At 61.6% G+C, this 23,014-nt stretch carries 18 protein-coding genes; 17 read left to right on the top strand and 1 reads right to left on the bottom strand.

Going from position 1 to position 23,014, the window contains the following annotated elements; all coding sequences use genetic code 11:
• The first annotated feature begins 1 nt into the window (after nucleotide 1).
• The 17 genes from ACT54B_RS13905 (at nucleotide 2) to clpB (ending at nucleotide 20,652) form a co-directional block, all read left to right on the top strand.
• Nucleotides 2-778 carry an amino acid ABC transporter ATP-binding protein gene (locus ACT54B_RS13905; protein WP_476045650.1) on the top strand — a complete coding sequence of 259 codons (777 nt, stop codon included), beginning with the start codon at nucleotides 2-4 and terminating at the stop codon, nucleotides 776-778.
• 12 nt (nucleotides 779-790) lie between these two features.
• Nucleotides 791-1,453, top strand: coding sequence for an amino acid ABC transporter permease (locus ACT54B_RS13900; protein WP_476045648.1), 663 nt, complete (start codon nucleotides 791-793; stop codon nucleotides 1,451-1,453).
• A 10-nt stretch (nucleotides 1,454-1,463) separates the two neighbouring features.
• Nucleotides 1,464-2,129, top strand: a complete 666-nt coding sequence (locus ACT54B_RS13895; RefSeq protein WP_476045647.1) for an amino acid ABC transporter permease — start codon at nucleotides 1,464-1,466, stop codon at nucleotides 2,127-2,129.
• 25 nt (nucleotides 2,130-2,154) lie between these two features.
• Nucleotides 2,155-3,033: a dihydrodipicolinate synthase family protein gene (locus tag ACT54B_RS13890; protein ID WP_476045645.1), complete on the top strand. Its 879-nt coding sequence runs from the start codon at nucleotides 2,155-2,157 to the stop codon at nucleotides 3,031-3,033.
• Between the two features lie 24 nt (nucleotides 3,034-3,057).
• Nucleotides 3,058-4,296, top strand: a complete 1,239-nt coding sequence (locus tag ACT54B_RS13885) for an NAD(P)/FAD-dependent oxidoreductase (protein ID WP_476045644.1) — start codon at nucleotides 3,058-3,060, stop codon at nucleotides 4,294-4,296.
• Between the two features lie 15 nt (nucleotides 4,297-4,311).
• Nucleotides 4,312-5,796 (top strand): aldehyde dehydrogenase family protein, encoded by a 1,485-nt coding sequence (locus ACT54B_RS13880; RefSeq protein WP_476045642.1) that lies wholly within the window; start codon nucleotides 4,312-4,314, stop codon nucleotides 5,794-5,796.
• Entirely contained in the window at nucleotides 5,796-6,836 is a 1,041-nt protein-coding gene (locus ACT54B_RS13875) for a proline racemase family protein (protein ID WP_476045640.1), read from the top strand. Before ACT54B_RS13880 ends, ACT54B_RS13875 begins: the two co-directional genes overlap by 1 nt.
• 4 nt (nucleotides 6,837-6,840) lie before the next feature.
• Nucleotides 6,841-7,599 (top strand): SDR family NAD(P)-dependent oxidoreductase, encoded by a 759-nt coding sequence (locus ACT54B_RS13870; RefSeq protein ID WP_476045639.1) that lies wholly within the window; start codon nucleotides 6,841-6,843, stop codon nucleotides 7,597-7,599.
• 12 nt (nucleotides 7,600-7,611) lie between these two features.
• Nucleotides 7,612-8,367 carry an SDR family NAD(P)-dependent oxidoreductase gene (locus tag ACT54B_RS13865; protein ID WP_476045638.1) on the top strand — a complete coding sequence of 252 codons (756 nt, stop codon included), beginning with the start codon at nucleotides 7,612-7,614 and terminating at the stop codon, nucleotides 8,365-8,367.
• A 14-nt stretch (nucleotides 8,368-8,381) separates the two neighbouring features.
• On the top strand, nucleotides 8,382-9,401 hold the full coding sequence (locus tag ACT54B_RS13860) for an Ldh family oxidoreductase (RefSeq protein WP_476045636.1): 1,020 nt from the start codon (nucleotides 8,382-8,384) through the stop codon (nucleotides 9,399-9,401).
• 296 nt (nucleotides 9,402-9,697) lie between these two features.
• Nucleotides 9,698-10,627: an HD domain-containing phosphohydrolase gene (locus ACT54B_RS13855; protein ID WP_476045634.1), complete on the top strand. Its 930-nt coding sequence runs from the start codon at nucleotides 9,698-9,700 to the stop codon at nucleotides 10,625-10,627.
• 213 nt (nucleotides 10,628-10,840) lie between these two features.
• Nucleotides 10,841-12,115, top strand: coding sequence for an aspartate kinase (locus ACT54B_RS13850; protein ID WP_476045633.1), 1,275 nt, complete (start codon nucleotides 10,841-10,843; stop codon nucleotides 12,113-12,115).
• 82 nt (nucleotides 12,116-12,197) lie between these two features.
• Nucleotides 12,198-14,465 carry a phosphoenolpyruvate--protein phosphotransferase gene (gene ptsP, locus ACT54B_RS13845; protein WP_476045631.1) on the top strand — a complete coding sequence of 756 codons (2,268 nt, stop codon included), beginning with the start codon at nucleotides 12,198-12,200 and terminating at the stop codon, nucleotides 14,463-14,465.
• Nucleotides 14,466-14,501: 36 nt separating this feature from the next.
• On the top strand, nucleotides 14,502-15,581 hold the full coding sequence (prfA, locus tag ACT54B_RS13840) for a peptide chain release factor 1 (protein ID WP_476045629.1): 1,080 nt from the start codon (nucleotides 14,502-14,504) through the stop codon (nucleotides 15,579-15,581).
• Nucleotides 15,578-16,480: a peptide chain release factor N(5)-glutamine methyltransferase gene (gene prmC / locus ACT54B_RS13835; protein ID WP_476045628.1), complete on the top strand. Its 903-nt coding sequence runs from the start codon at nucleotides 15,578-15,580 to the stop codon at nucleotides 16,478-16,480. The genes prfA and prmC overlap by 4 nt, the downstream gene beginning before the upstream one ends.
• 480 nt (nucleotides 16,481-16,960) lie before the next feature.
• Complete coding sequence (locus tag ACT54B_RS13830; protein WP_476045626.1) at nucleotides 16,961-17,740, top strand: DUF4167 domain-containing protein; 780 nt, start codon at nucleotides 16,961-16,963, stop codon at nucleotides 17,738-17,740.
• A 305-nt stretch (nucleotides 17,741-18,045) separates the two neighbouring features.
• On the top strand, nucleotides 18,046-20,652 hold the full coding sequence (clpB, locus tag ACT54B_RS13825) for an ATP-dependent chaperone ClpB (RefSeq protein WP_476045624.1): 2,607 nt from the start codon (nucleotides 18,046-18,048) through the stop codon (nucleotides 20,650-20,652).
• A 71-nt stretch (nucleotides 20,653-20,723) separates the two neighbouring features.
• Here the strand turns inward: clpB and ACT54B_RS13820 are convergent, their stop codons facing one another.
• Complete coding sequence (locus ACT54B_RS13820; protein ID WP_476045623.1) at nucleotides 20,724-22,667, bottom strand: M23 family metallopeptidase; 1,944 nt, start codon at nucleotides 22,665-22,667, stop codon at nucleotides 20,724-20,726.
• Nucleotides 22,668-23,014: the final 347 nt, after the last annotated feature.

Genomic DNA, 23,014 nt, shown 5'->3' with positions numbered 1-23,014 from the left:
CATGTCGACCGAGACTGCACCGCTTGTGAAAATCCAGTCGCTCCACAAGAGCTATGTATCGACCATCAAGGTCCTTCAGGGCCTGGATATCGAAATGAAGCCCGGCGAGCGGGTGGTCGTCATCGGGCCGAGCGGCGGCGGCAAGAGCACGCTGCTCCGGGTGATGATGGGTCTGGAGCAGATCGACAGCGGCGCGATCACCTTTGGCGGAAAGCCCTATATCTCGTCCGAAGGGCCGGGCAGGAAAACGCTGATCGATACGGATGTCCGCCGCCAGATCGGCATGGTCTTTCAGCATTATACCCTGTTTCCGCATCTGAGCGTGCTTGAAAACCTCATTCTGGCCCCCTGCAAGGTGCGCGGCGAGAAGAAGGCTTCCGCCATGGAGCGTGGCAAGGCGCTGCTCGAGCGTTTCGGCCTCGGTGCCAAGGCGACCGCCTATCCCGCACAGCTTTCCGGAGGACAGAAACAGCGCGTGGCGATTGCGCGCGCGCTGATGCTCGATCCGAAGCTGATGCTTTTCGATGAGGTCACCTCCGCCCTCGATCCGGAACTTGTTGCGGAAGTCGAGCAGGTCATCCTGCAGCTGGCCGGCCAGAACATGCCGATGATGATCGTGACGCATGACATGTGGTTCGCGAAGAACATCGCGTCCCGCGTGATCTTCTGCGCGGGCGGCGTGGTGGTGGAGGATGGGCCACCGGAACAGGTACTCGGCGCACCGCGCGAGGAGCGCACGAAGGAATTCATCGACCGCGTCTTCCACATCAAGCACTGAAGGCAGACCGTCATGAACTACACGTTCGATTTCAATGCCGTCTCGCTTGGACCTCTGATGCAGGGGCTCCTGGTGACAGTCGAGCTGACGGTTGCCGCCAACCTTATCGGCATCGTTCTCGGCTTTCCGCTGGCGCTGCTGCTGATGAGCCGCGTCGCCGTCCTGCGCTTGCCGGCCATGCTCTTCGTCGAGTTCTTCCGCTGCACGCCGGCCATCGTCCAGATCGTCTGGTTCTTCTATTGCGTGCCCATGCTGTTCAACGTGTTTCTCGGCTCGGTCACCATGGGCATCATGGCGCTGGGCCTGAACCTCATGGCCTTCAATGCGGAAGCCTATCGCGCCGCCATCCAGGCAGTACCCCGCGAACAGATCGATGCGGGTATTGCGCTGGGCCTCTCGCCGTTGCAACGCGTGCTCTACATCGTGTTGCCATCCGCCATCCGCGCCTCCATTCCGGTGCTGCTCACCAATGGCATCGGCATCTTCCAGCAGACGGCACTCGTGGCGATCGTCGCCGTACAGGACCTGATGTATCAGGCGAAGTCGCTCGCGACCGAAACCTATCGCCCCATCGAAACCTTCACCATCGCGGCGCTGATCTACTTCGCCGTCTCCTTCTCGATTTCGCAAATCGTCGGTTGGCTTGAACGCCGCCGCCAGATCCTGATGAGCTGAGGAGCGGGCCATGTCTCTCGATTTCCATGTGCTCGCCAAGTTCCAGACCGCGCTCGCTCTCGGCCTCTGGACAACGCTGAAGTTGACGCTCATCTGCATCGTGCTCGGCTGCTCGCTCGGCTTCCTTGTCGGGCTTGCCCGTTCGTCGAACAGCCTGATCCTGCGCACCGTTTCGGGCATCTACGTCGAATTCTTCCGCGGAACCCCGGTGCTGATCCAGCTGTTCTGGATCTTCTTCTGTCTGCCGCTGATTCTCGGCACGGAGCTTTCGAACCTCGCCTCGGGCATCATCGCGCTGACGCTTTACATGGGCGCGATCACGTCCGAGACCTTCCGCGCCTCGCTGAAATCCATCGGTCGCGAACAGCTGGATGCCTGCGTCGCGCTGGGCCTGCCGAAGCGGGTGCAGGTGGTGAATGTCATCCTGCCGCAGGCGGTGCTGCGCGCGATTCCGACACTGCTTTCCAACTGCGTCAGCCTCTTCAAGGAAAGCGCGCTGGTTTCCGCCGTCGGCATGGCGGACCTGATGTTCGTCGGTCAGAATATCTCGAACAATACCGCGCGGCCTGTCGAGGTTCTGACGGTCGTCGCACTCATCTACTTCGTGATCGCCTTCCCGCTGACGCGGGCCGTTTCCCTCATCGAGAGCCGCATTCTTGCCAAGCTCGCCATCTGATCCATTCCTGCAAGGAGCCCGTCCCATGAAACTCTCCGGCGTCATGCCCGCTCTCGTTACCCCGTTCGATGCCGCTGGCCAGATTGACTTCAAGGCCTTCGAAAAACTGCTCGTGCATCTGCGCGAAGCGGGCGTCACCGGCTGGGTGCCGAACGGCTCGACCGGCGAATACTTCTCTCAGTCGACCGAAGAGCGCCGCGAGGTGCTGCAGTTCGTTAAGGATTTCGCCAGGCCCGGCGAGCTCCTGATCGCCGGCACCAATGCGCCGGCCACCCGCGAAGTCATCGAGCAGACCGCCATGGCCAAGGAGATCGGCTATGACACCGTTCTTCTCGCGCCCCCCTTCTACACGCGCCCGACCCAGCAAGAACTGATCCGGCATTATGAAGCCGTGCTCGGCGCCGTCGACGTCAACCTCGTGCTCTACAGCTATCCGGCCAAGGATGGCTCGGACATTTCCTTCGAGCTGATGGACCATTTCGCCGACAATCCGCGCGTCATCGGCATCAAGGAAAGCTCGGGCGTTCTGCAGCGCGCGATCGACATTGCCAGCCGCTACGAGGGCAAGATCCAGCTCGTCTCCGGTTCCGACGACATCGCGCTCGACTTCATGTTCTGGGGTGCCGAAAGCTGGATTTGCGGCCCGTCCAACTGCATGGGCAAGGCTGTCTGCGATCTCGACCGTACCTACAAGTCCGGCGATCTCGGCAAGGCCCGCGACATGATGAAGGTGCTCTACCGCGCGATGAACATCCTGGAGAGCGGCAAGTTTGTCCAGAAGATCAAGTATGGCTGCGAGCTGCAGGGCATGCCGGTCGGCGAATGCCGCGCACCGCTCGGGCCCCTCACCGACGACGAAAAGGCAGAGTTCCGCGCTGCCATGGAACCGATCCTGAAGTGGTAATCTGAACCGGGAGGAGATACGGGCATGGCCACGATTGCCATCATCGGCGCAGGCGTCATCGGCACGACGATGGCCTATGACCTGCAAAAGCGGGGCCATTCCGTTACCCTCATCGAACGGGACGGGCCGGGCAAGGGCGCCAGCTATGGCAACATGGCATCGATTGCGGTCACCGAATTCATGCCCGCCTCCCGTCCGGCGATCTGGAAGCAGATGCCGGGCTGGATGCTCGATCCGGAAGGGCCGGTCCGTGTCCGGCCCTCCTACATGCCGAAGCTCGTTCCCTGGTTCCTGCGCTTCCTCGATGCGAGCCGGCCCTCCAAGCTGCGCAAGCTGGAGGAACAGGGCGCCGTGCTTTGCCACCGGGTACATGAGGATCTTGGCGCGCTGCTGAAAGAGACGGGCCTTGCGCACATGCTGAGTGCGGAAGGCTGCCTCAGCCTCTATGCCGACGAGGCGGAGTTCAAGGCGGACCGCGACCATGTCGAAATCCTCGAACGCTTCGGCTTCCGCCACGAAATCCTCGGCGCGAACGCCATCCGCGATCTCGAGCCGGCGCTGACGACTGGCATCGCCAAGGCCGTGCTCTTTCCGGACAATCGCTCGATCTCCGACCCCTACAAGCTCGTCGTCTCCCTTGCGGAGAAATTCCAGGCACTCGGCGGCACCATCGTGACAGGCGAGGTCGCGGGTTTTGAGACGGGCGAGGCGGGCGTCACCGCCATTCGCTTGCGCGACGGCCGCACCATCGCCTCAGACAAGACCGTGCTTGCGGCCGGTGTCTTCTCGGCGCGCATGGCGAGCGTGCTCGGTGAGCCGATGCCACTGGAAACGGAGCGCGGCTATCACACCCAGATCATGGATCCCGGCATTTCCATGCGCCATTCGATCATCTGGCCGGCCAAGGCCTTCATGGTCACGCCAACGGCGGGCGGTATCCGCGTCGGTGGTACGGTGGAAATGGCCGGGATCGAGGCTGCGCCCGATTATCGCCGCTCGAAAATCACCGTGAAGCGCGCGAAGGAAGCACTGCCCGGCCTGCAGGTGAAGGACTTCACCGAATGGATGGGCCATCGCCCGGCCTTCCCGGATACGGTTCCTGTCATGAGCGCGTCCGCGAAACACAAAGGCCTCTATTATGCCCTCGGCCACGGCCATCTCGGCCTCACCTATGCCGCCACCAATGCCCGGCTGATGGGCGACCTCATTTCCGGCATCACGCCGCCGGTCGATATGACGCCCTACCGCGCCGACCGGTTGTGAGACTTGGAGACTGCCATGCACGACATGCTTTACATCGACGGCCAGTGGACCGCCTCGCGCAGCCATGAATGGATCGATGCCATCAATCCGGCGACGGAAGAGGTCTTCCATCGCTTCAGCGCCGCGACGGGTGAAGATGTGGATCTCGCCGTCAAGGCGGCGCGGCGCGCCTTCGATCAGGATGGCTGGCCGAAGCTGTCCGGCGCCGAACGCGCAAAATATCTTCGCGCCATTGCGGCCGGCATCCGTGCCCGTCAGGCGGAGATCGCACGCATCGAAGTTCTGGACAATGGCAAGCCATTCCCGGAAGCCGATTGGGATATTGCCGACGCTGCCGGCTGCTTCGACTTCTATGCAGGACTGGCCGAAGCGTTCGATGCCCATTCGGTCGAAACCATTCCGCTCGGCGATGCCCGCTTCACCGCGAAGGCCGTAAAGGAGCCGCTCGGCGTTGTCGGTGCGATCATTCCCTGGAACTATCCCTTGCTGATGGCGGCATGGAAGGTGGCCCCGGCGCTTGCCGCCGGCTGCACCATGGTGCTGAAGCCGGCGGAAAACACGTCGCTCACCGCACTCGAACTCGCATCCATCGCGCACGAAGCCGGCCTGCCGAAGGGCGTGCTCAATGTGGTGACCGGATACGGCGCCGTCGCCGGTCAGGCCCTTGTCGATCACCCGCTGGTCGACAAGCTCGCCTTTACCGGCTCCGTGCCGACGGGCTCGAAGCTCATGGCCGCCGCTGCCCGCGACATCAAGCGTGTCAGCCTCGAACTCGGCGGCAAGTCGCCCTTCGTCGTCTTCGATGATGCCGATATCGACGAGGCCGTCGAATGGATCATGTTCGGCATCTTCTGGAACCAGGGCCAGGTCTGCTCCGCCACCTCCCGCGTGCTGGTGCAGCAGGGCATCTACGAGAAGCTGCTCGCGCGTCTGATCGAGGAGACGAAGAAGATCACCATCGGCAACGGGCTTGACGAGGGCGTGCTTCTCGGCCCGCTCGTCTCGGCGCGCCAGCATGCGAACGTGATCGCCGCCATCGAAAAGGCGAAGGCCGAGGGCGCGACCCTTGCCTGCGGCGGCAAGCGCCCCGACGGGTTCGACAAGGGCTATTACCTCGAGCCGACCATCCTCACCGACCTTCCGCTCGAAAGCGATGCCTGGCGCGAGGAAATCTTCGGACCCGTCGTCTGCATCCGCCCCTTCGAGACGGAGGAGGAGGCGATCCGGCTAGCGAATGACAGCCGCTTCGGCCTCGCTGCCGCCGTGATGTCGAAGGACGAGGCGCGCGCCGAGCGCGTGGCCTCCGCCTTCCGCGCCGGGATCGTCTGGATCAACTGCTCGCAGCCCACCTTCACCGAAGCACCCTGGGGCGGCTACAAGCAGTCCGGCATCGGCCTCGAGCTTGGGCGCTGGGGCTTCGAGAACTATCTCGAGACCAAGCAGATCACCCGGTTCAGAAGCGACGAGCCTTGGGGCTGGTACATCAAGGGAGAGGCGTGATGCAGTTTGACAACGCTCTCGACATCCTGCTCGTCCACTGCCAGGGCGAGATCGGCAAGGTCATCATCGGCGGCGCGCCCGAGATCCCCGGCGCGACCATGCTCGACAAGATGAACCACATCAATACGGTCGACGACAGCCTGCGCCGTTTCGTGACCTTCGAGCCACGCGCCCATGTGGCGATGTCGGTCAATCTCCTGACCGCTCCCACCCGGCCGGATGCGGATGCGGGCTTCATCGTGCTGCAGCCGGATCGTGCCCATCCCATGTCCGGCAGCAATTGCATCTGTGTCGTCACCGCGCTGATCGAAAGCGGGCGCGTGAAAGCGGTGGAACCGGAAACCCTCGTTCGCCTCGATACGCCCGCCGGTCTGGTGACGGCCCGTGCGCAGGTCAAGGATGGCCGTTGCATCGCCGTCAGCCTCGACAATGTCGCAAGCTTTGCCGAAGCGCTGGACTGCGAGATCGATACGCCGAAATGGGGCCGCATCCGGCTCGATATCGCCTTCGGGGGCGTTTATTACGCGCTTGTCGATGTTGGGCAGATCGGGCTTTCGATTGTCCCCGCAAATGCCCGCGCCCTTGCCGAGGCGGGCATCGAGCTGAAGGCGCTGCTCGCCGAACAGGTCAGAGTCAGACATCCCGTTCTCGAAGGGATCGACGAGATTGCCTATGTAATGTTCCGCGACAGAGAGCCGGATGGGGCGATCCGCACCTGCACGACGCTGAAACCCGGCCGTGTCGACCGCTCGCCCTGCGGAACGGGCAGCTCCGCCAATCTCGCCACGCTTCTTGCGCGCGGCGAGGTCAAGGCCGGAGACCGGCGTGTGTCCCGCTCCATCATCGGCGGCGAGTTCGTGGCCGAGGCGCTCGGCGTGACCGAGGTGGGCGGCAAGCCCGCCGTCTTCCCGCGCATCAGCGGCCGCGGCTATGTCTATGGCCGGGAGCAGTTGCGAATGGAGAAGGACGATCCGTTCCGCGAGGGTTTCGCGCTCTCCGATACATGGGGTCCGCAGGTCGGCGATCTCGCGAAAGGGTAAGAGCATGAGCCAGTCTCTCGCAGGCCAGACCATTCTCGTCACCGGCGCTTCGGGCGGCATCGGCCGCGCCATTGTCAAGGCGATTGCCGCAGAAGGCGCACGTCCGGTCATCCATTACGGACGTGACAAGACAGGTGCCGAGAGCCTGAATGCCGAGATCGGCGGCAAGGGCTTGATCGTTTCGGCCGATCTTTCCGCCGAGAACGGTGCGTTCGAACTCTGGGAGACGGCGCTTGCCGCCGCAGGCCGGATCACCGGGCTCGTCAACAATGCCGGCATTCTCAGCCGCGTTTCCGTTGAGGCGGACCCTGACGAATGGCATGCGGTCTGGCAACGGGACTTCCGCATCAATTTCTTCGCTGCGGCCGACCTGTCCAAGGAAGCGATCCGCCACTTCAGGGCAAATGGCGGCGGGCGGATCGTCAACATGGCAAGCCGTGCCGGCCAGCGTGGCTATGCGGCGGATGCCATGCCCTATGGGGCGAACAAGGCGGCGCTGATCAGCCTGACAAAATCCATCGCCCGTTCCTTCGGTCCCGACGGCGTCACGGCAATCGCCATTGCACCCGGCTGGGTGCGCACCGACATGGCCGATGACTTCGTGACGAAGAACGGCAAGCAGGCGGCGGTCGCCGATATCCCGATTGGCGAAATGGCCGAGCCGGATCATGTGGCCGATCTTGTCGCCTTCTGTTTCCGTCCCTCGCAGGCCTCGCTGAACGGCGCGACGCTGGACGTGAATGGCGGCAGCTACATTCGATAAGGGAGAATATCAATGCAACGTTTCGAGGGAAAAGTGGCGGTCGTGACCGGGGCCGGTGGTGGCATCGGTTCGGCGATTGCGAAGCGCCTGGCGTCCGAGGGCGCGCTTGTCGTGGTCACCGATGCGAATGAGGCCTTGGCGGAGCAAACCGTTTCCGCGATCCGCTCGGACGGGTTTGCTGCCGAAGCCATCATTGCCGATATCTCCCGGAAGGCGGACTGTGTCACGCTGATCGAGAAGAGCGCCGGGCTGAAAGGCCGGCTCGACGTTCTCGTCAACAATGCCGGGATCAACCGGCGCGGCAACCTGCTCTCGCTCACGGACGAGGACTGGGACCTGAGCTTTGCCGTCAACCTGACGTCGATGTTCCATCTGTGCCGGGCAGCCTTGCCGAAGATGATTGCTGCCGGGGGCGGCGCCATCGTCAACACGGCCTCGCAATGGGGTCTTTATCCCGCCCCGAACCACATTGCCTACAACACGACCAAGGCGGCCGTTGCCGCCTTCACCCAAAACCTTGCGCGCGACTATGCACCCGACAAGATCCGCGTCAACGCCGTTTGCCCCGGCGAAATTCATACACCCATGCTGGAAGCAGGCGTGACGCGCTCGGGCCGGACCATCGCCGATCTGGACAGGCTCGTCCCCTTTGGCCGTATCGGCAAGCCGGAAGAAGTCGCGGCCCTGGTTGCCTTCCTGGCATCGGATGAAGCACAATTCATCTGCGGTTCGCTGGTCGAAATTACGGGCGCCCAGGCCGTGGCTTGAGGAGAAGCACAATCATGCAGAATGCGCAGGATACGGTGACACTTTCGTTCGACGACCTGCGTGCACTGCTGAAACGCATCTTCCTGAAGCATGGCGCAAGCGAAACCGTGGCCGCCATTCTTGCCGATAATTGTGCCGCCTGCGAGCGGGACGGCTGCCATAGCCACGGCATTTTTCGCATCCCCGGCTATGTCCGCAATCTCGAAACCGGATGGGCAGACGGCAAGGCGGAACCCTCCGCCGAAGAGGTGGGCCCCTCCTTCCTGCGCATCGATGCCCGAAACGGCTTTGCGCAACCGGCTTTCGAGCTGTTTCGGCCAAGAATCGGCAGCATGATCGCGACAACCGGCATCGCTGTGGTGGCGATCCGCAATTCCCATCATTTCAGCGCGCTCTGGCCGGAACTCGAGGATTTTGCGCGGGACGGCATTGTGGGGCTCAGCGTAGTCACCGGCGCGAAAGTCGTGGTTCCGCCCGGCGGACGAAAACGCGTGCTCGGCACAAATCCCATCGCCTTTGCAACGCCGGTTTCGGGAGCCGATCCTGTCATCTTCGATTTTGCAACGAGCAACATGTCTCACGGGGATCTCAGGATTGCGGCGGGGGCAGGGCGCAAGGTGCCGATGGGGACAGGCGTCGATGGAGAAGGGCGACTCAGCGACGATCCGGCCGCCATTAACGAACGTGGCGGCATCCTCCCGTTCGGTGGACACAAGGGCGCCGCGCTGTCGTTCATGGTGGAGATACTCGCCTCCGCCCTTACGGGAGGACAGTTTGCCGCCGAGGTGGATTTTGCCGGATATCCCGGCGCCGACGCGCCGAAGACGGGCCAGCTCCTGATTTTCATCGATCCCCGGCGGGGCGGCAATGATCAGTTCGCCGAGCGTGTCGCACAGTTCATCGCCATGGTGCGTGATGCAGGGCAGGACCGCCTGCCATCGGAACAACGATATCAGAGACGGGCCAGGTCCTTGCAGGAGGGAATCCGTCTTGCATCGACCGATATTCGGCAGCTCAGACTGTTGGCGGAGTGAATAAGCCGGGGCGGGCAACGTCGGTGCTGGATGGCCCGGTCCCTGGCTCCAGGACGGCCGATTGCCGCTGGCCGGAGGTGCTGTCAGCCGTGGCGTGGACGCCGCCCTTATAGCTCTGCCCAGCCGCCTGAAGGCTCATTCATCAAATTCAGCAGCAGACCAATCCTGGACCGCTCATGCGTCTTCGGCGCGCCCCCGGTTGCTTTCGTTTGAATTTGTCCATCGAGAATTACTAATTTTTTACACACTCCGGGCTATGGTTGCGATTGGGCAATTTCTTTATTTTTGTGAGCACAATGACTGTTGTTCGAATACCCAAAAATCAGTTGCGCAAGGGCATGTATATCGAAGCCGTCGAATGTTCGGTTTCAGATTTTAGCAAACGGCGTTTCATTCTCGACGATGAGGACGATATCGAAGCCATAGCCGCAGCCCCGGCGGAATTTGTTTTCGTGAATACGTCCCGCGGTGCTGCATCGGGCGCTGCCATTTCCAAGCCCTCGTCGGACCGCATGCGGGAAGCCGACGAGGTGAAATTCCGGCGGGCGGCAGAGACGCTGAGCCGGGCGACCACCACGGTCAAGGCCGAGTTTGCCAGTCTTGTTTCCGGTGAGACGAAAAGCCTCGAAGACCTGACCCCCGTATCCAGGGAGCTGAAGGCCCGCATGGCGGAGGGGCCGGCCGTGCTGCTGGAGATGACCCGTCTGAAGACCAAGGACGAGGGAACATTCGTTCATTCGATCGCCGTGGGCGCTTTGATGACATCGGTCGGTCAGGCCATGGATTACGATGAGGCGACAATCAACCTCCTCGGGATAGCGGGTATCCTGCACGATTGCGGGAAGCTTCTCATTCCTTCCGTGATCCTGAACAAGCGCGGCAGCCTCACGGATGTCGAGCGCCAGATTATCCGCAACCATCCCGAACTCGGATATCAGCGTCTCCTGACCTATCCCGACATGCCGGAACTGGTTCTCGATATCTGCCGGTACCACCACGAGTTCCTGGACGGGAGCGGCTATCCGCATCGGCTCCGGGGCGATGCCCTGTCACCCTATGTGCGGATATCCACAATTTGCGACGTCTATGATGCCCTAACGAGTATTCGCCCTTACAAGAATGCCTGGAGCGGAAAACAGGCGATTGCCTGGATGTTTGAACAGGGCGACAAGTTTGACCGCAAGCTTCTTCTTCGCCTGGATGCGATCACCTCGTCGGATCCGTGACCTGCCGGCTGTCGGGCAGGGCTTCGAAAGCCGCTTCTTCGTGCTGCGGTCCTGCCTTTTCCATTGCGCCTAATCCCCGTTTTCGATAAGAGACCGCGCAACTTCCGTGCCCTTTCCGAAGTGCGCGGATCTTCGAAGTGCGGCACCCTTTCGGGGTGCCGTTTGTTTGGCCGCGCGCCTCGCCCGGAGGCGCCCTTCCTGTGGAATATGCCTATGGCACGCATCGTGATGAAATTCGGCGGCACTTCGGTGGCCAATCTGGAACGCATCCACAATGTAGCCCGTCACGTCAAACGGGAAGTGGATGCGGGGCACGAAGTCGCCGTGGTGGTTTCTGCGATGTCCGGCAAGACCAACGAACTGGTCGACTGGGTGCAGAACATGCCGAAGGTGACCGGGGCCGATACGCCTTTCTTCGATGCGCGCGAATATGATGCCATCGTCGCTTCGGGAGAACTGGTCACGGCGGGCCTGCTGGCGATCGCGCTTCAGTCCATGGGAATCAATGCCCGCTCCTGGCAGGGCTGGCAGATCCCGATCCGCACGGACAACGCCCATGGCGCCGCGCGTATTCTCGATATCGAAGGTGGCGAGATCATCCGGCGCATGGGCGAGGGCCAGGTGGCCGTTGTCGCGGGTTTCCAGGGTCTGGGACCGGACAACCGGGTCGCAACGCTCGGCCGCGGTGGGTCCGATACGTCGGCCGTGGCGATTGCCGCTGCCGTGAAGGCGGATCGCTGCGACATCTACACGGACGTGGACGGTGTCTACACCACGGACCCGCGGATCGAGCCCAAGGCGCGACGCCTCAAGAAGATCGCGTTCGAGGAAATGCTCGAAATGGCATCGCTCGGCGCAAAGGTCCTGCAGGTACGCTCGGTCGAGCTTGCCATGGTTCACAAGGTGCGCACCTTTGTGCGTTCAAGCTTCGAGGATCCCGATGCACCGGGCATGGGTGATCCCGTCAATCCGCCCGGTACGTTGATTTGCGACGAGGAAGAGATCGTGGAACAGGAAGTCGTAACCGGCATTGCCTATGCCAAGGATGAAGCCCAGATTTCGCTCCGGCGCCTTGCGGACCGCCCCGGCGTTTCCGCCGCGATTTTCGGCCCGCTGGCCGAGTCGCATATCAATGTCGACATGATCGTGCAGAACATCTCGGAAGATGGTTCGCGCACGGACATGACCTTTACGGTTCCCTCCGGCGATCTGGAGAAGGCCAAGAAGGTTCTCGCCGATAACAAGGACAAGATCGGCTATGACGTCGCGCAGAGCGAATCCGGTCTGGTGAAGGTTTCGGTGATCGGTATCGGCATGCGCAGCCATGCCGGCGTTGCCGCTTCCGCCTTCCGGGCGTTGGCCGAGAAGGGCATCAACATCAAGGCTATCACCACGTCTGAAATCAAGATCTCTATCCTGATCGACGGGCCTTATGCAGAACTCGCGGTCAGGACTTTGCATTCCTGCTACGGTCTCGATAAGAGTTGATTTGCCGGCCGGATTTCCGGTCGGATGATCCGGCTGCCAGTCGGCGGCCGGGTGGGGAACTCAGATCTTAGGAGCCTACGCGATGAGAGACCTGTCTGCGGGTCCGCGCGTTCTGCTCAAGCGGTTGCGCGAGTTGATGGCGGAACCGTTGGAGCCACAGGAGCGCCTCGACCGCATCGTACGCCAGATCGCCCAGAACATGGTCGCCGAGGTGTGCTCGGTCTATGTGCTTCGCGCAGATGGCGTGCTTGAGCTCTACGCGACCGAAGGTCTGAACAAGGGCGCCGTGCATCTGGCCCAGCTTCAGATGGGCCAGGGCCTTGTCGGCACCATCGCGGCTTCCGCCCAGCCGCTCAACCTTTCCGATGCCCAGTCGCATCCTGCCTATCGCTACCTGCCGGAGACAGGCGAAGAGGAATTTCATTCCTTCCTGGGGGTGCCGATCCTGCGCGCCGGCCGTTCGCTCGGCGTTCTCGTCGTCCAGAACAAGGCGATGCGGAACTATCGCGAGGACGAGGTCGAGGCGCTCGAGACCACCGCCATGGTGCTGGCCGAAATGGTCGCCACCGGCGAGCTGAAGAAAATCACGAAACCGGGCCTCGAGCTCGATCTGACGCGTCCCGTCACCATCGACGGGGACGGGTATAATGACGGGATCGGTCTCGGACACGTGGTTCTTCACGAGCCGCGCATCGTGGTCACCAATCTTCTCAACGAGGATACGGACAAGGAAATCTCGCGGCTTGCCGATGCAATGAGTTCCTTGCGCATATCCATCGATGACATGTTGTCACGCCGCGAAGTGTCGATGGAAGGCGAGCACCGGGAGGTCCTCGAAACCTATCGCATGTTTGCCCATGACCGAGGCTGGGTACGGCGCCTGGAAGAGGCGATCCGCAACGGCCTGACGGCGGAAGCGGCGGTCGAGAAGGTGCAGAGCGACACGCGGGCGCGGATGATGCGCCTGACCGACCCCTATTTGCGCGAGCGGATGCACGATCTCGACGATCTGGCCAACCGTCTCCTGCGTCAGCTGACCGATTATGGGTCGAAGGCTGCGGGCGCCTCTCTGCCGCATGATTCCATCATCGTCGCCCGGGCCATGGGCGCTGCCGAACTGCTCGATTATCCCCGCACGAACATTCGTGGTCTCGTCCTTGAGGAAGGGGCGATTACCAGCCACATCGTGATCGTTGCGCGCGCCATGGGCATTCCTGTCGTCGGCCAGGCCACGGGCGCCGTGGCGCTGGCGGAAAACGGCGATGCCGTCATCATCGATGGCGATGACGGCAAGGTTCATATCCGGCCGCTTGCCGACCTGCAGAAGAGCTATGAAGAAAAGGTGCGCTTCCGCGCCCGTCGTCAGGAGCAGTTCCGCGCGCTGCGCGACGTGGAGCCGGTCACCCGCGACGGTCAGCGCATCAGCTTGCTGATGAATGCGGGCCTGCTCGTCGATCTTCCCCAGCTGATCGAGAGCGGGGCAGAAGGGGTCGGGCTCTTCCGCACCGAACTGCAGTTCATGATCGCCTCGACGCTGCCCAAGCTCGAGGAACAGGAGGAATTCTACCGGAATGTCATCCGCCAGGCGGCGGGGCGGCCGGTTACCTTCCGCACGCTCGACATCGGCGGCGACAAGGTCGTGTCCTATTTCCGTTCGCAAGAGGAAGAAAATCCGGCGCTCGGCTGGCGGGCGATCCGCCTTTCGCTCGACCGGCCGGGCCTCCTGCGCACGCAGCTGCGGGCTCTTCTCAAGGCTTCCGCGGATGCGGACCTCAAGATGATGATTCCGATGGTAACGGAAGTGTCGGAAATCCGGAAGGTAAGGGATCTCTTCCAGAAGGAAGTCCAACATCTTTCCAAATTCGGCCATTCGCTGCCGAAGCGGCTTCAGTTCGGCGCCATGCTGGAAGTTCCCGCGCTGATGTGGCAGCTGGACGAACTGATGCAGGAGGTGGATTTCGTCTCCGTTGGATCGAACGATCTTTTCCAGTTCTCCATGGCGGTCGACCGCGGCAATGCCCGCGTTTCCGATCGCTTCGACATTCTCGGACGCCCATTCCTGCGCATTCTCAGGGATATCGTCCGGGCGAGCGAGCGCAACCAGACGCCGGTAACGCTGTGCGGGGAAATGGCAGGACGCCCGCTGTCCTCCATGGCCCTGTTCGGCCTGGGCTTCCGGTCGGTCTCCATGTCCCCGGCCGCCATCGGCCCCGTGAAGGCCATGTTGCTGGGGCTGGACGTGGGCAAGCTTGCCAATGTGATGGAAGCCGCCCTCAACGAGGTGAAGCCCAAGGTGCCTATGCGTGAAGTGCTGCAGCGCTTCGCCGAGGAAAACAACATTCCGCTCTGATTTGCGGTCATCATCCCATTTCTGGAGTTCAAAGCCTTGGCAAAACTGCCTGTAGAGAAAATGCGCGAGCTGGAACGCCGCTTCGGGGAGATCGAGGCGCGCATGTCTGCCGGGCCGGCAGCGGATGTCTATGTCAAGCTCGCTTCCGAATATTCCGAACTGCAACCCGTCGTCGGCAAAATCCGGCAGTATGAAAAGGCACTCGAGGAAAAGGCTGGCCTGGAAATCCTGCTCTCCGATCGCGATACGGACCGGGAAATGCGGGAGATGGCGCAGCTCGAACTGCCGGAGCTTGCTCAAACGCTCGAGGGGCTGGAAAAGGACATACAGATCCTGCTGCTGCCCAAGGATGCAGCGGATGAAAAGAGCGCGATCGTCGAAATTCGCGCAGGGACCGGAGGATCGGAAGCAGCCCTTTTCGCCGGCGACCTGTTCCGGATGTACGAACGCTTTGCCAGCGCCAATAACTGGCGGGTCGAGGTGCTCTCCGCATCGGAAGGCGAAGCCGGGGGATATAAGGAGATCATCGCCACGATCACGGGCAGGGGCGTGTTTTCGCGACTGAAATTCGAGTCCGGCGTGCATCGCGTCCAGCGGGTGCCGGAAACCGAAGCGAGCGGGCGCATCCATACGTCAGCGGCCACGGTTGCCGTACTTCCCGAAGCCGAAGAGATCGATATCGAAATTCGCCCGGAAGACATCCGCATCGACACGATGCGGTCCTCGGGTGCGGGCGGCCAGCATGTGAATACGACCGACTCTGCCGTGCGTATCACGCACTTGCCGACAGGCCTTGTCGTGACAAGCTCGGAAAAATCGCAGCATCAGAACCGTGCCAAAGCCATGCAGGTCCTGCGTTCCAGACTATACGACATCGAACGGCAGCGGGCAGAAAACGAACGCTCGGCCGACCGCAAGAGCCAGGTCGGGTCCGGTGACCGCTCGGAACGCATCCGCACATACAACTTTCCGCAGGGCCGGGTTACCGATCATCGGATCAATCTTACGCTCTACAAGCTGGATCGCATGATGATGGGCGAAATCGACGAGATCGTCGATGCGCTTCTGGCCGATTATCAGGCCGGGCAGCTCGCCCAGCTCGGCGAACAGCCGTGACAAGGCTTGGCGACCTGCTGGCGGGGACCAAGCGCCGGTTCGCGGCGGCAGGGCTGGAGGACGCAGGCCAGGATGCTCGTCTTCTGGTGTCCGGTATCCTCGGCCTGTCGACGACCGATCTGATCGTCTCCCCCGACCGCCCGCTTTCCGTCGAGGAAATCGAACGGGTGGAATCGGCCGTCGCCAGACGGCTCCGGCATGAGCCAGTTCACCGAATCCTTGGCCGTAGGGAATTTTTCGGGCTGGACCTTGCCCTCTCCCGCGAGACGCTCGAACCCCGGCCGGATACGGAAATTCTCGTGGAAAGGGCGCTGCCCTATCTTCAAAGGAAGGCAGGCTCACGCTTCGTCGATTTTGGGACGGGAACCGGAGCGATCGCCCTTGCGTTACTCTCCGCGTGCCCCGATGCCAGTGGAGTGGGCGTAGACCTTTCAGAAGACGCTCTCGTGACCGCCCTGGCCAATGCTAGAAAACTGGGGCTTGAGAGCCGCTTTTCCGCCGTCCGGAGCGATTGGGGCAGAGACGTCCAAGGCACATTCGACCTGATTGTCTCGAACCCGCCCTATATCGCCACCGATGTGGTGCGCGGCCTGGCACCGGAGGTTCGCCTTTTCGACCCGCTGCTCGCTCTCGATGGCGGCAGGGACGGGCTGGACGCCTATCGCAGTCTTGCGGAACAGGCCGGTTCCCTGCTCGGGCCCGGTGGCGTGGTTGCCCTGGAAATCGGTTACGACCAGAAAGACAGCGTCTCCGTTCTCTTTGTGCAGAAAGGCTTTCAGCTGCTTGAGGCGGCGCAGGATCTGGGGGGGCAGGATCGTGTTCTGGTCTTCCGGTGGGCAAGCGGAACGCCCGTGACCGAGCCTGGAGCCGGACAAAGGCCTGATGTGACGAATTGGTAATATTTTTCAGCGGGGCTGAGAAAGTGCTTGGATTTCCCTGCGAAGCGCGATAGTTTCCGGCCACGTACCGGGCAGACGGGGGTGGACGAGGTGTTCGTCCAGTTTCAGATCAGCCGAGGGGATGGTTTCCGACGTGAGACCGCGAGAGGCAGAAATCGCCGGGACGTGAACTCAGTAATCTTGACCTTCAGGCAGCGTGGTGGGCGCAAGCCACTTCCAAAGCCTTATGGCTCTTGATCCGTTTTGCGGAACGGGAGCCGGTGGGGCGGGCTTGCCACTCATGACAGTCTGCGCTGGACAATTTGCGTCCGGCCTGAAACGCCCGCTTGCCTGCCGATGCAATTTTGCTCGGAGGAAGGGGCGAAGGAAGATCCCGGTTTCCGCCAGGTTGCGGATGCGGGCGAATTGAATGCCTTGACCGAAGCGGGTTGGCCGCAAGGAAGGGCTGGTTATCACAACGAGAATACAGGTGAGCATTCGATGAGGCCAGGACAGCAGAACAAGCGCGGTCGCGGGCGTGGCAATAACGGCAATGGCGGTAACAACAATTTCAACCGCAAAGGCTCCAACCCGCTGACCCGCACTTTCGACAGCTCCGGTCCGGACGTGAAGATCCGTGGTACTGCCCAGCATATTGCGGAAAAATATGCAGCGCTTGCCCGCGACGCCCAGAGTGCCGGCGACCGCGTGATGGCTGAAAACTATCTGCAGCATGCGGAACATTACAATCGCATCATCGCAGCCGCCCAGGCCCAGATGCAGGAGCGCTTCCAGCGCGATGATCGTGGCGACTTCGGCGATCGGGACGAAGACGGCGATCAGGACGGTCTCGAGACCGGCGATGCGTCGGACGCCGGCGAGCAGGACGAACAGCCTTTGGTCCAGCAGCAGGCCCAGCCCCGCCAGAACAATCAGGACCGGGAACATCGCCGTGACCGGCGCGAGCGTCCGGAACGTCAGGATCGCCCTGATCGTCAGGAACGGCAGGACCGTGGCGACCGTCAGGAACGGGCAGAGCGCCCTCAGCCCGTGCAGGCCGCAGCGCCTGTGATCGACGATACCACCCCGCAGCCGGTGATCGAAGGCGTGCCGGCAGAGGTGGCCGTGGCCGAAGCGGAAGCCGGTGCGACCGGTGGGGAGCGGGCACCGCGTCGCCGCAATGCAGCCCCCCGTCCGCGTCGTCAGCCGCGGGCCGCAGCAGCAGAGGGTGGCGACGGGGAGCCAAAGGCCTCCGAACCGGTGCTTGCGGATTCCGAATAGGATTTCCCTGCTTTCGAATGGAAAACCCGGCCACACAGAGCCGGGTTTTTTTGTAGCCTAAGGGCAGATGTTCCCCTTGCAAAAAAAACGGTCGTTGCGCTTTCGCGCCGCCCTTCAAAGCCACAAATCAATTCCCATATGAATCATCGAAGGAGGCGCGGTCCGAACCGGACCTTGACCTCGGTCATACAAGAACGGGAGATTGTTCTGCAATCTGACGTTCGACGATCCGCCGGAATGGGGGTCGATCCGGAACCATCATCCGCGTGCCGATACGGGCGGGATGATCCTAGGAGGTAATGAGTATGAACATCGAGAAATATTCCGAGCGCGTGCGCGGCTTTTTGCAATCCGCCCAGACCTGGGCCCTTTCGGAGGGTCACCAGCAGTTCAGCCCGGAGCATGTGCTGAAGGTGCTGCTGGATGACGATCAGGGCATGGCGTCCTCGCTGATCGAGCGGGCAGGCGGCCGCGCCCGGGAAGCGCGCATCGGCAATGATGCGGCGCTCGCGAAACTGCCCAAGGTGAGCGGCGGAAACGGCCAGATCTATCTGTCCCAGCCCCTTGCCAAAGTGTTCTCCACCGCAGAAGACGCGGCGAAAAAGGCGGGTGACAGCTTTGTCACCGTGGAACGCCTGCTTTTGGCGCTGGCCATCGAAAGCACGTCGTCCACATCCTCCACCTTGAAAAAGGCGGGTATAACTGCGGCTGCGCTCAATCAGGTCATCAACGATATCCGCAAGGGCCGCACGGCCGATGGTGCCAATGCCGAACAGGGCTTCGATGCATTGAAGAAATACGCGCGGGATCTGACCGCAGAGGCCCGTGAAGGCAAGCTCGATCCGGTGATCGGGCGCGATGACGAAATTCGCCGTACGATCCAGGTTCTCTCCCGGCGTACGAAGAACAATCCCGTGCTGATCGGCGAACCGGGTGTCGGCAAGACGGCGATTGCCGAAGGCCTCGCCCTGCGCATCGTCAATGGCGACGTGCCGGAATCGTTGAAAGACAAGCGTCTGATGGCGCTCGACATGGGGGCCCTGATCGCGGGCGCCAAATATCGTGGCGAATTCGAAGAGCGCTTGAAGGCCGTTCTGTCGGAAGTACAGTCGGAAAACGGCGATGTGATCCTCTTCATCGACGAGATGCACACGCTGGTCGGCGCCGGCAAATCCGACGGGGCCATGGATGCTTCGAACCTGCTGAAGCCGGCACTGGCCCGTGGTGAGCTGCACTGCGTCGGCGCAACGACGCTTGATGAGTATCGCAAGCATGTCGAGAAGGATCCCGCCCTTGCCCGTCGCTTCCAGCCCGTCATGGTCGAAGAACCCACGGTCGAGGATACGATCTCCATCCTGCGCGGACTGAAGGAGAAATACGAACAGCACCACAAAGTTCGCATCTCCGACAGCGCTCTTGTGGCGGCCGCGACCCTGTCCAATCGCTACATCACCGACCGCTTCCTGCCGGACAAGGCGATTGACCTTATGGACGAAGCCGCGTCCCGGCTGCGCATGCAGGTGGATTCCAAGCCGGAAGAGCTCGATGAGCTCGACCGCCGCATCATCCAGCTGAAGATCGAGCGCGAGGCTTTGAAAAAGGAAAGCGATCAGGGTTCCCTCGACCGGCTGCAACGGCTCGAGAGCGAATTGACTGGTCTGGAAGAGCAGGCGGATGCCCTGACGGCGCGCTGGCAGGCAGAAAAGCAGAAGCTCGGTCTTGCGGCCGACCTGAAGGGTCGACTGGATGAAGCCCGTAACGATCTTGCCATTGCGCAGCGCAAGGGCGAGTTCCAGAAGGCTGGCGAGCTTGCCTATGGTGTCATTCCTGATCTGGAGCGGCAGCTTGCCGCCGCAGAAGCCCAGGATGGCCAGGGACAGGCCGGCATGGTGCAGGAGGTGGTGACGCCCGATGCCATCGCCCATGTCGTGTCCCGCTGGACGGGCATTCCCGTGGACAAGATGCTGGAAGGCGAACGGGACAAGCTTCTGCGGATGGAAGACGAGCTTGCAAAGTCTGTCGTGGGGCAGGGGGACGCGGTACAGGCCGTTTCCCGTGCCATCCGCCGGTCACGGGCCGGTCTTCAGGATCCGAACAAGCCGATCGGCTCGTTCATCTTCCTCGGCCCGACCGGTGTCGGCAAGACGGAACTGACCAAGGCGCTCGCCCGGTTCCTGTTCGACGACGAAACGGCCATGGTGCGCATGGACATGTCGGAATACATGGAAAAACACTCCGTGGCCCGGCTGATCGGCGCGCCTCCCGGCTATGTCGGCTATGAGGAAGGCGGGTCGCTGACCGAGGCTGTCCGTCGCCGTCCCTATCAGGTTGTCCTGTTCGACGAGATCGAGAAGGCGCATCCCGATGTGTTCAACGTGCTCTTGCAGGTGCTGGACGACGGCCGCCTGACGGATGGTCAGGGCCGGACCGTCGACTTCAAGAATACGCTGATCATCATGACGTCCAACCTGGGGGCCGAATATCTCACGGCTCTCGGGGAGAACGATGACAGCGAAGTGGCTCGCGAACAGGTCATGGGTGTGGTGAAGGCGGCTTTCAGGCCGGAATTCCTGAACCGCGTCGATGAAATCCTGCTGTTCCACCGGCTGCGTCGGAGCGAAATGGGGGCCATTGTCGACATCCAGCTGAAGCGGCTCGTTTCCTTGCTGGCTGAACGCAAGATTGTCATTGCCCTGGACGAAACGGCCCGCACCTGGCTGTCCGATCGCGGTTATGATCCGGTCTACGGCGCCCGGCCGCTGAAACGGGTGATCCAGAAGTTCGTACAGGATCCTCTGGCGGAGAAGATCCTTGCTGGCGATGTGCCGGATGGATCGACCGTGAAGGTTCGTGCCGGAAGCGACCGACTGTTGTTCACCATTTCGAACGGCTCGGTTGCGGAAGCCGCCTGACGGAACAGGATGAAAGCAAAAGCCCCGGAGCGATCCGGGGCTTTTCTGTCTTGCCGCGCTTATGGCAAGGCCTATTCGGCGTTGCTCGCCAGTTGTTCCTGCTTTCCACCCTTGGCGATCAGCGTGTCGATGCGCTTGCGCTCTTCCTGGAACTTTGCAAGAGCCGGTCCTTCCAGCGATTTGCCGCCCGGTAGCCGGATCTTGAGGGGGTCGACCTTTGTTCCATTGACGATCATTTCGTAATGGAGGTGAGGACCCGTGGATTCCCCTGTCGTTCCGACCCAGCCGATGATCTGTCCCTGATGAACTTTGGCGCCCTTCTTGACCCCCTTTGCGATCGCGCTCTGGTGGTTATAGGAGGACACATAGCCGTTGGCATGTCGTATCAATGTCTGGTTGCCATAGCCGCCCGAATCCCAGCCGGCCTTTTCCACGATGCCATCGCCGGCAGCAATGATGGGTGTTCCGGAGGGCGCAGCCCAATCCACACCCGTATGCATCTTCATGTAGCCCAGGATGGGGTGCCGCCGCATGCCGAAGGGCGATTTGAAGATCCCGTTTGGAACCGGTTTCCTCAACAGGAACTGCTTCAGACTTTTCCCTTCCTCGTTGTAATAGTCGATGCTGTCGTCCGAAGGATCCTGAAAGCGGTAGAGTCTGGCATCCGTGTCGCCGAACTTGGCATGCAGATAGAGGAGTTCCGAATTGGCGTCAGCCTTCCCGGTCTCGCGGTTCACCGAGAAGAAGGCCTGCAGGGCATCGGTCGTGCGCAGGCGTGCCTGGAAATCGACCGAGCTTGCCAGCAGCTTGATGACCTTGGACGTCATGGACTGGCCCATGCCGTAGGATAGCGCAGCCCTGTAGATACCGTCATAGACCCGGGGCAAATTATCGTCTGCCACCGTTGCCACGGCGTCGCCATCGAAGGCAGTCCGCACGGCGTCCAGCATCGGCGGTTCGGCCGCTTCTGCCAGGTGTTGCCGGTCATCGACGGCGACGGTGGCCAGATGCCCGCCATCCCGATAGAGGCTCGCGCGGATGATGGTGGCCTTCTCGCCCTTCTGCAGCAGACCGATACGGATCACATCTCCATCTTCCACCTCTGCGGAACTGCGAAGATCCGCGAAGGCCTGCGACACGATCTTGGCCTGATCTCCTGGATAGCCCGCTTCGATCATGGCGTCAGCGATGGCGGTATCGCGATGGATGGGGATGATATCGTCTGCAAATTCCGGACTTTGCGGGGTGACCGATTCCGGCTCCGCAGTGGACATGTTCTGCTCGATGACCTGCGCGGTAATGCCGGTCCCGAGATCGACATCATCTCCTTCTGCCGCGAACCGCTGCGGATCCACATAATAGAGCGCTGCCACCTGGGTATCGCCGTCGGTCAGAACGGAACCGTTGGTGCGCACGTTTTCTTCGATTTCTTCCCGACTCATGGGCTCCGCGAAGCCATAGCGCGATTTGCCGAGCGGAAAATCCTCGCTTTTGAGGCTGACTTCCGATTCCACGTCAGAACCATAGATCACGCCGGCGCGCGGGACCTCGGGTTCCTTTTCATCGGAAGACATCACTGCAAGCGGATCGAAGGCGGGATAGGTCTCCTGCGTGGGGTGGGCGGAGGCGAGTGACATCTTCACCAGCGCGAAAGGTTGCCGGCGGACCACTTCCTGATCGCCTTCCTTTACAAGCGTGGCAATTTCCAGAATTTTCCGGTCGGTCGCCCGGGGCGCAATTGTTGCGGGAATAAGACGGCCACCCTGTTTGGTCGTTTCGGTGCGTACCGCGGGCGCCGTCTTTGCATAGGCCTCGGCGGGGATGGCAAGTTTCTGGCGGCCGTCGAGCGCTGCGAACAGGGCGACGCCCATCAGGATGCTGCTGGTCAGACCGGTCAGGAAGGTTCCGGTCAACCAGCGAATGGAAATTTCCCGGCGATCTGGCGCCCGTCGTCCATCTGCCAGGATGGGCGGCGTATCTCCAAGCGATCGCTTCAATTGTGGATCTACAATCATCCAATCCGTCCAGCAGTCCCGTCCGTCATGTCACAGATCGCATGATGTGCCCCCTTCCGGGGAGCAAGTCAAATAGAAGGCCCGGGGGAGGCGACCTCACCGTCAGGGCAACGCGGAAAACCCGATCTTTCTGCCCTTTCTATAAGGCACATTTGCGGCAGCGGGCGTTTGGCCCTGATAAGGAGGCAGAACCGTATGGTTAACGCTTCATCAAAGGGCACATTTTTCCGCTCGCTCAGGCGCGTTGGAAATTAGCTCATTAATTCAACAACTTACAAATTTATATAATTTTTTTGACGGAATGGTGTTGACTGTTTTTGGTTGGTAGTTCTATAAGGCGATCACTG

The sequence above is a fragment of the Gellertiella sp. DMC107 genome (assembly GCF_056313605.1).
This window is presented reverse-complemented; position numbering and strand designations above follow the sequence as displayed.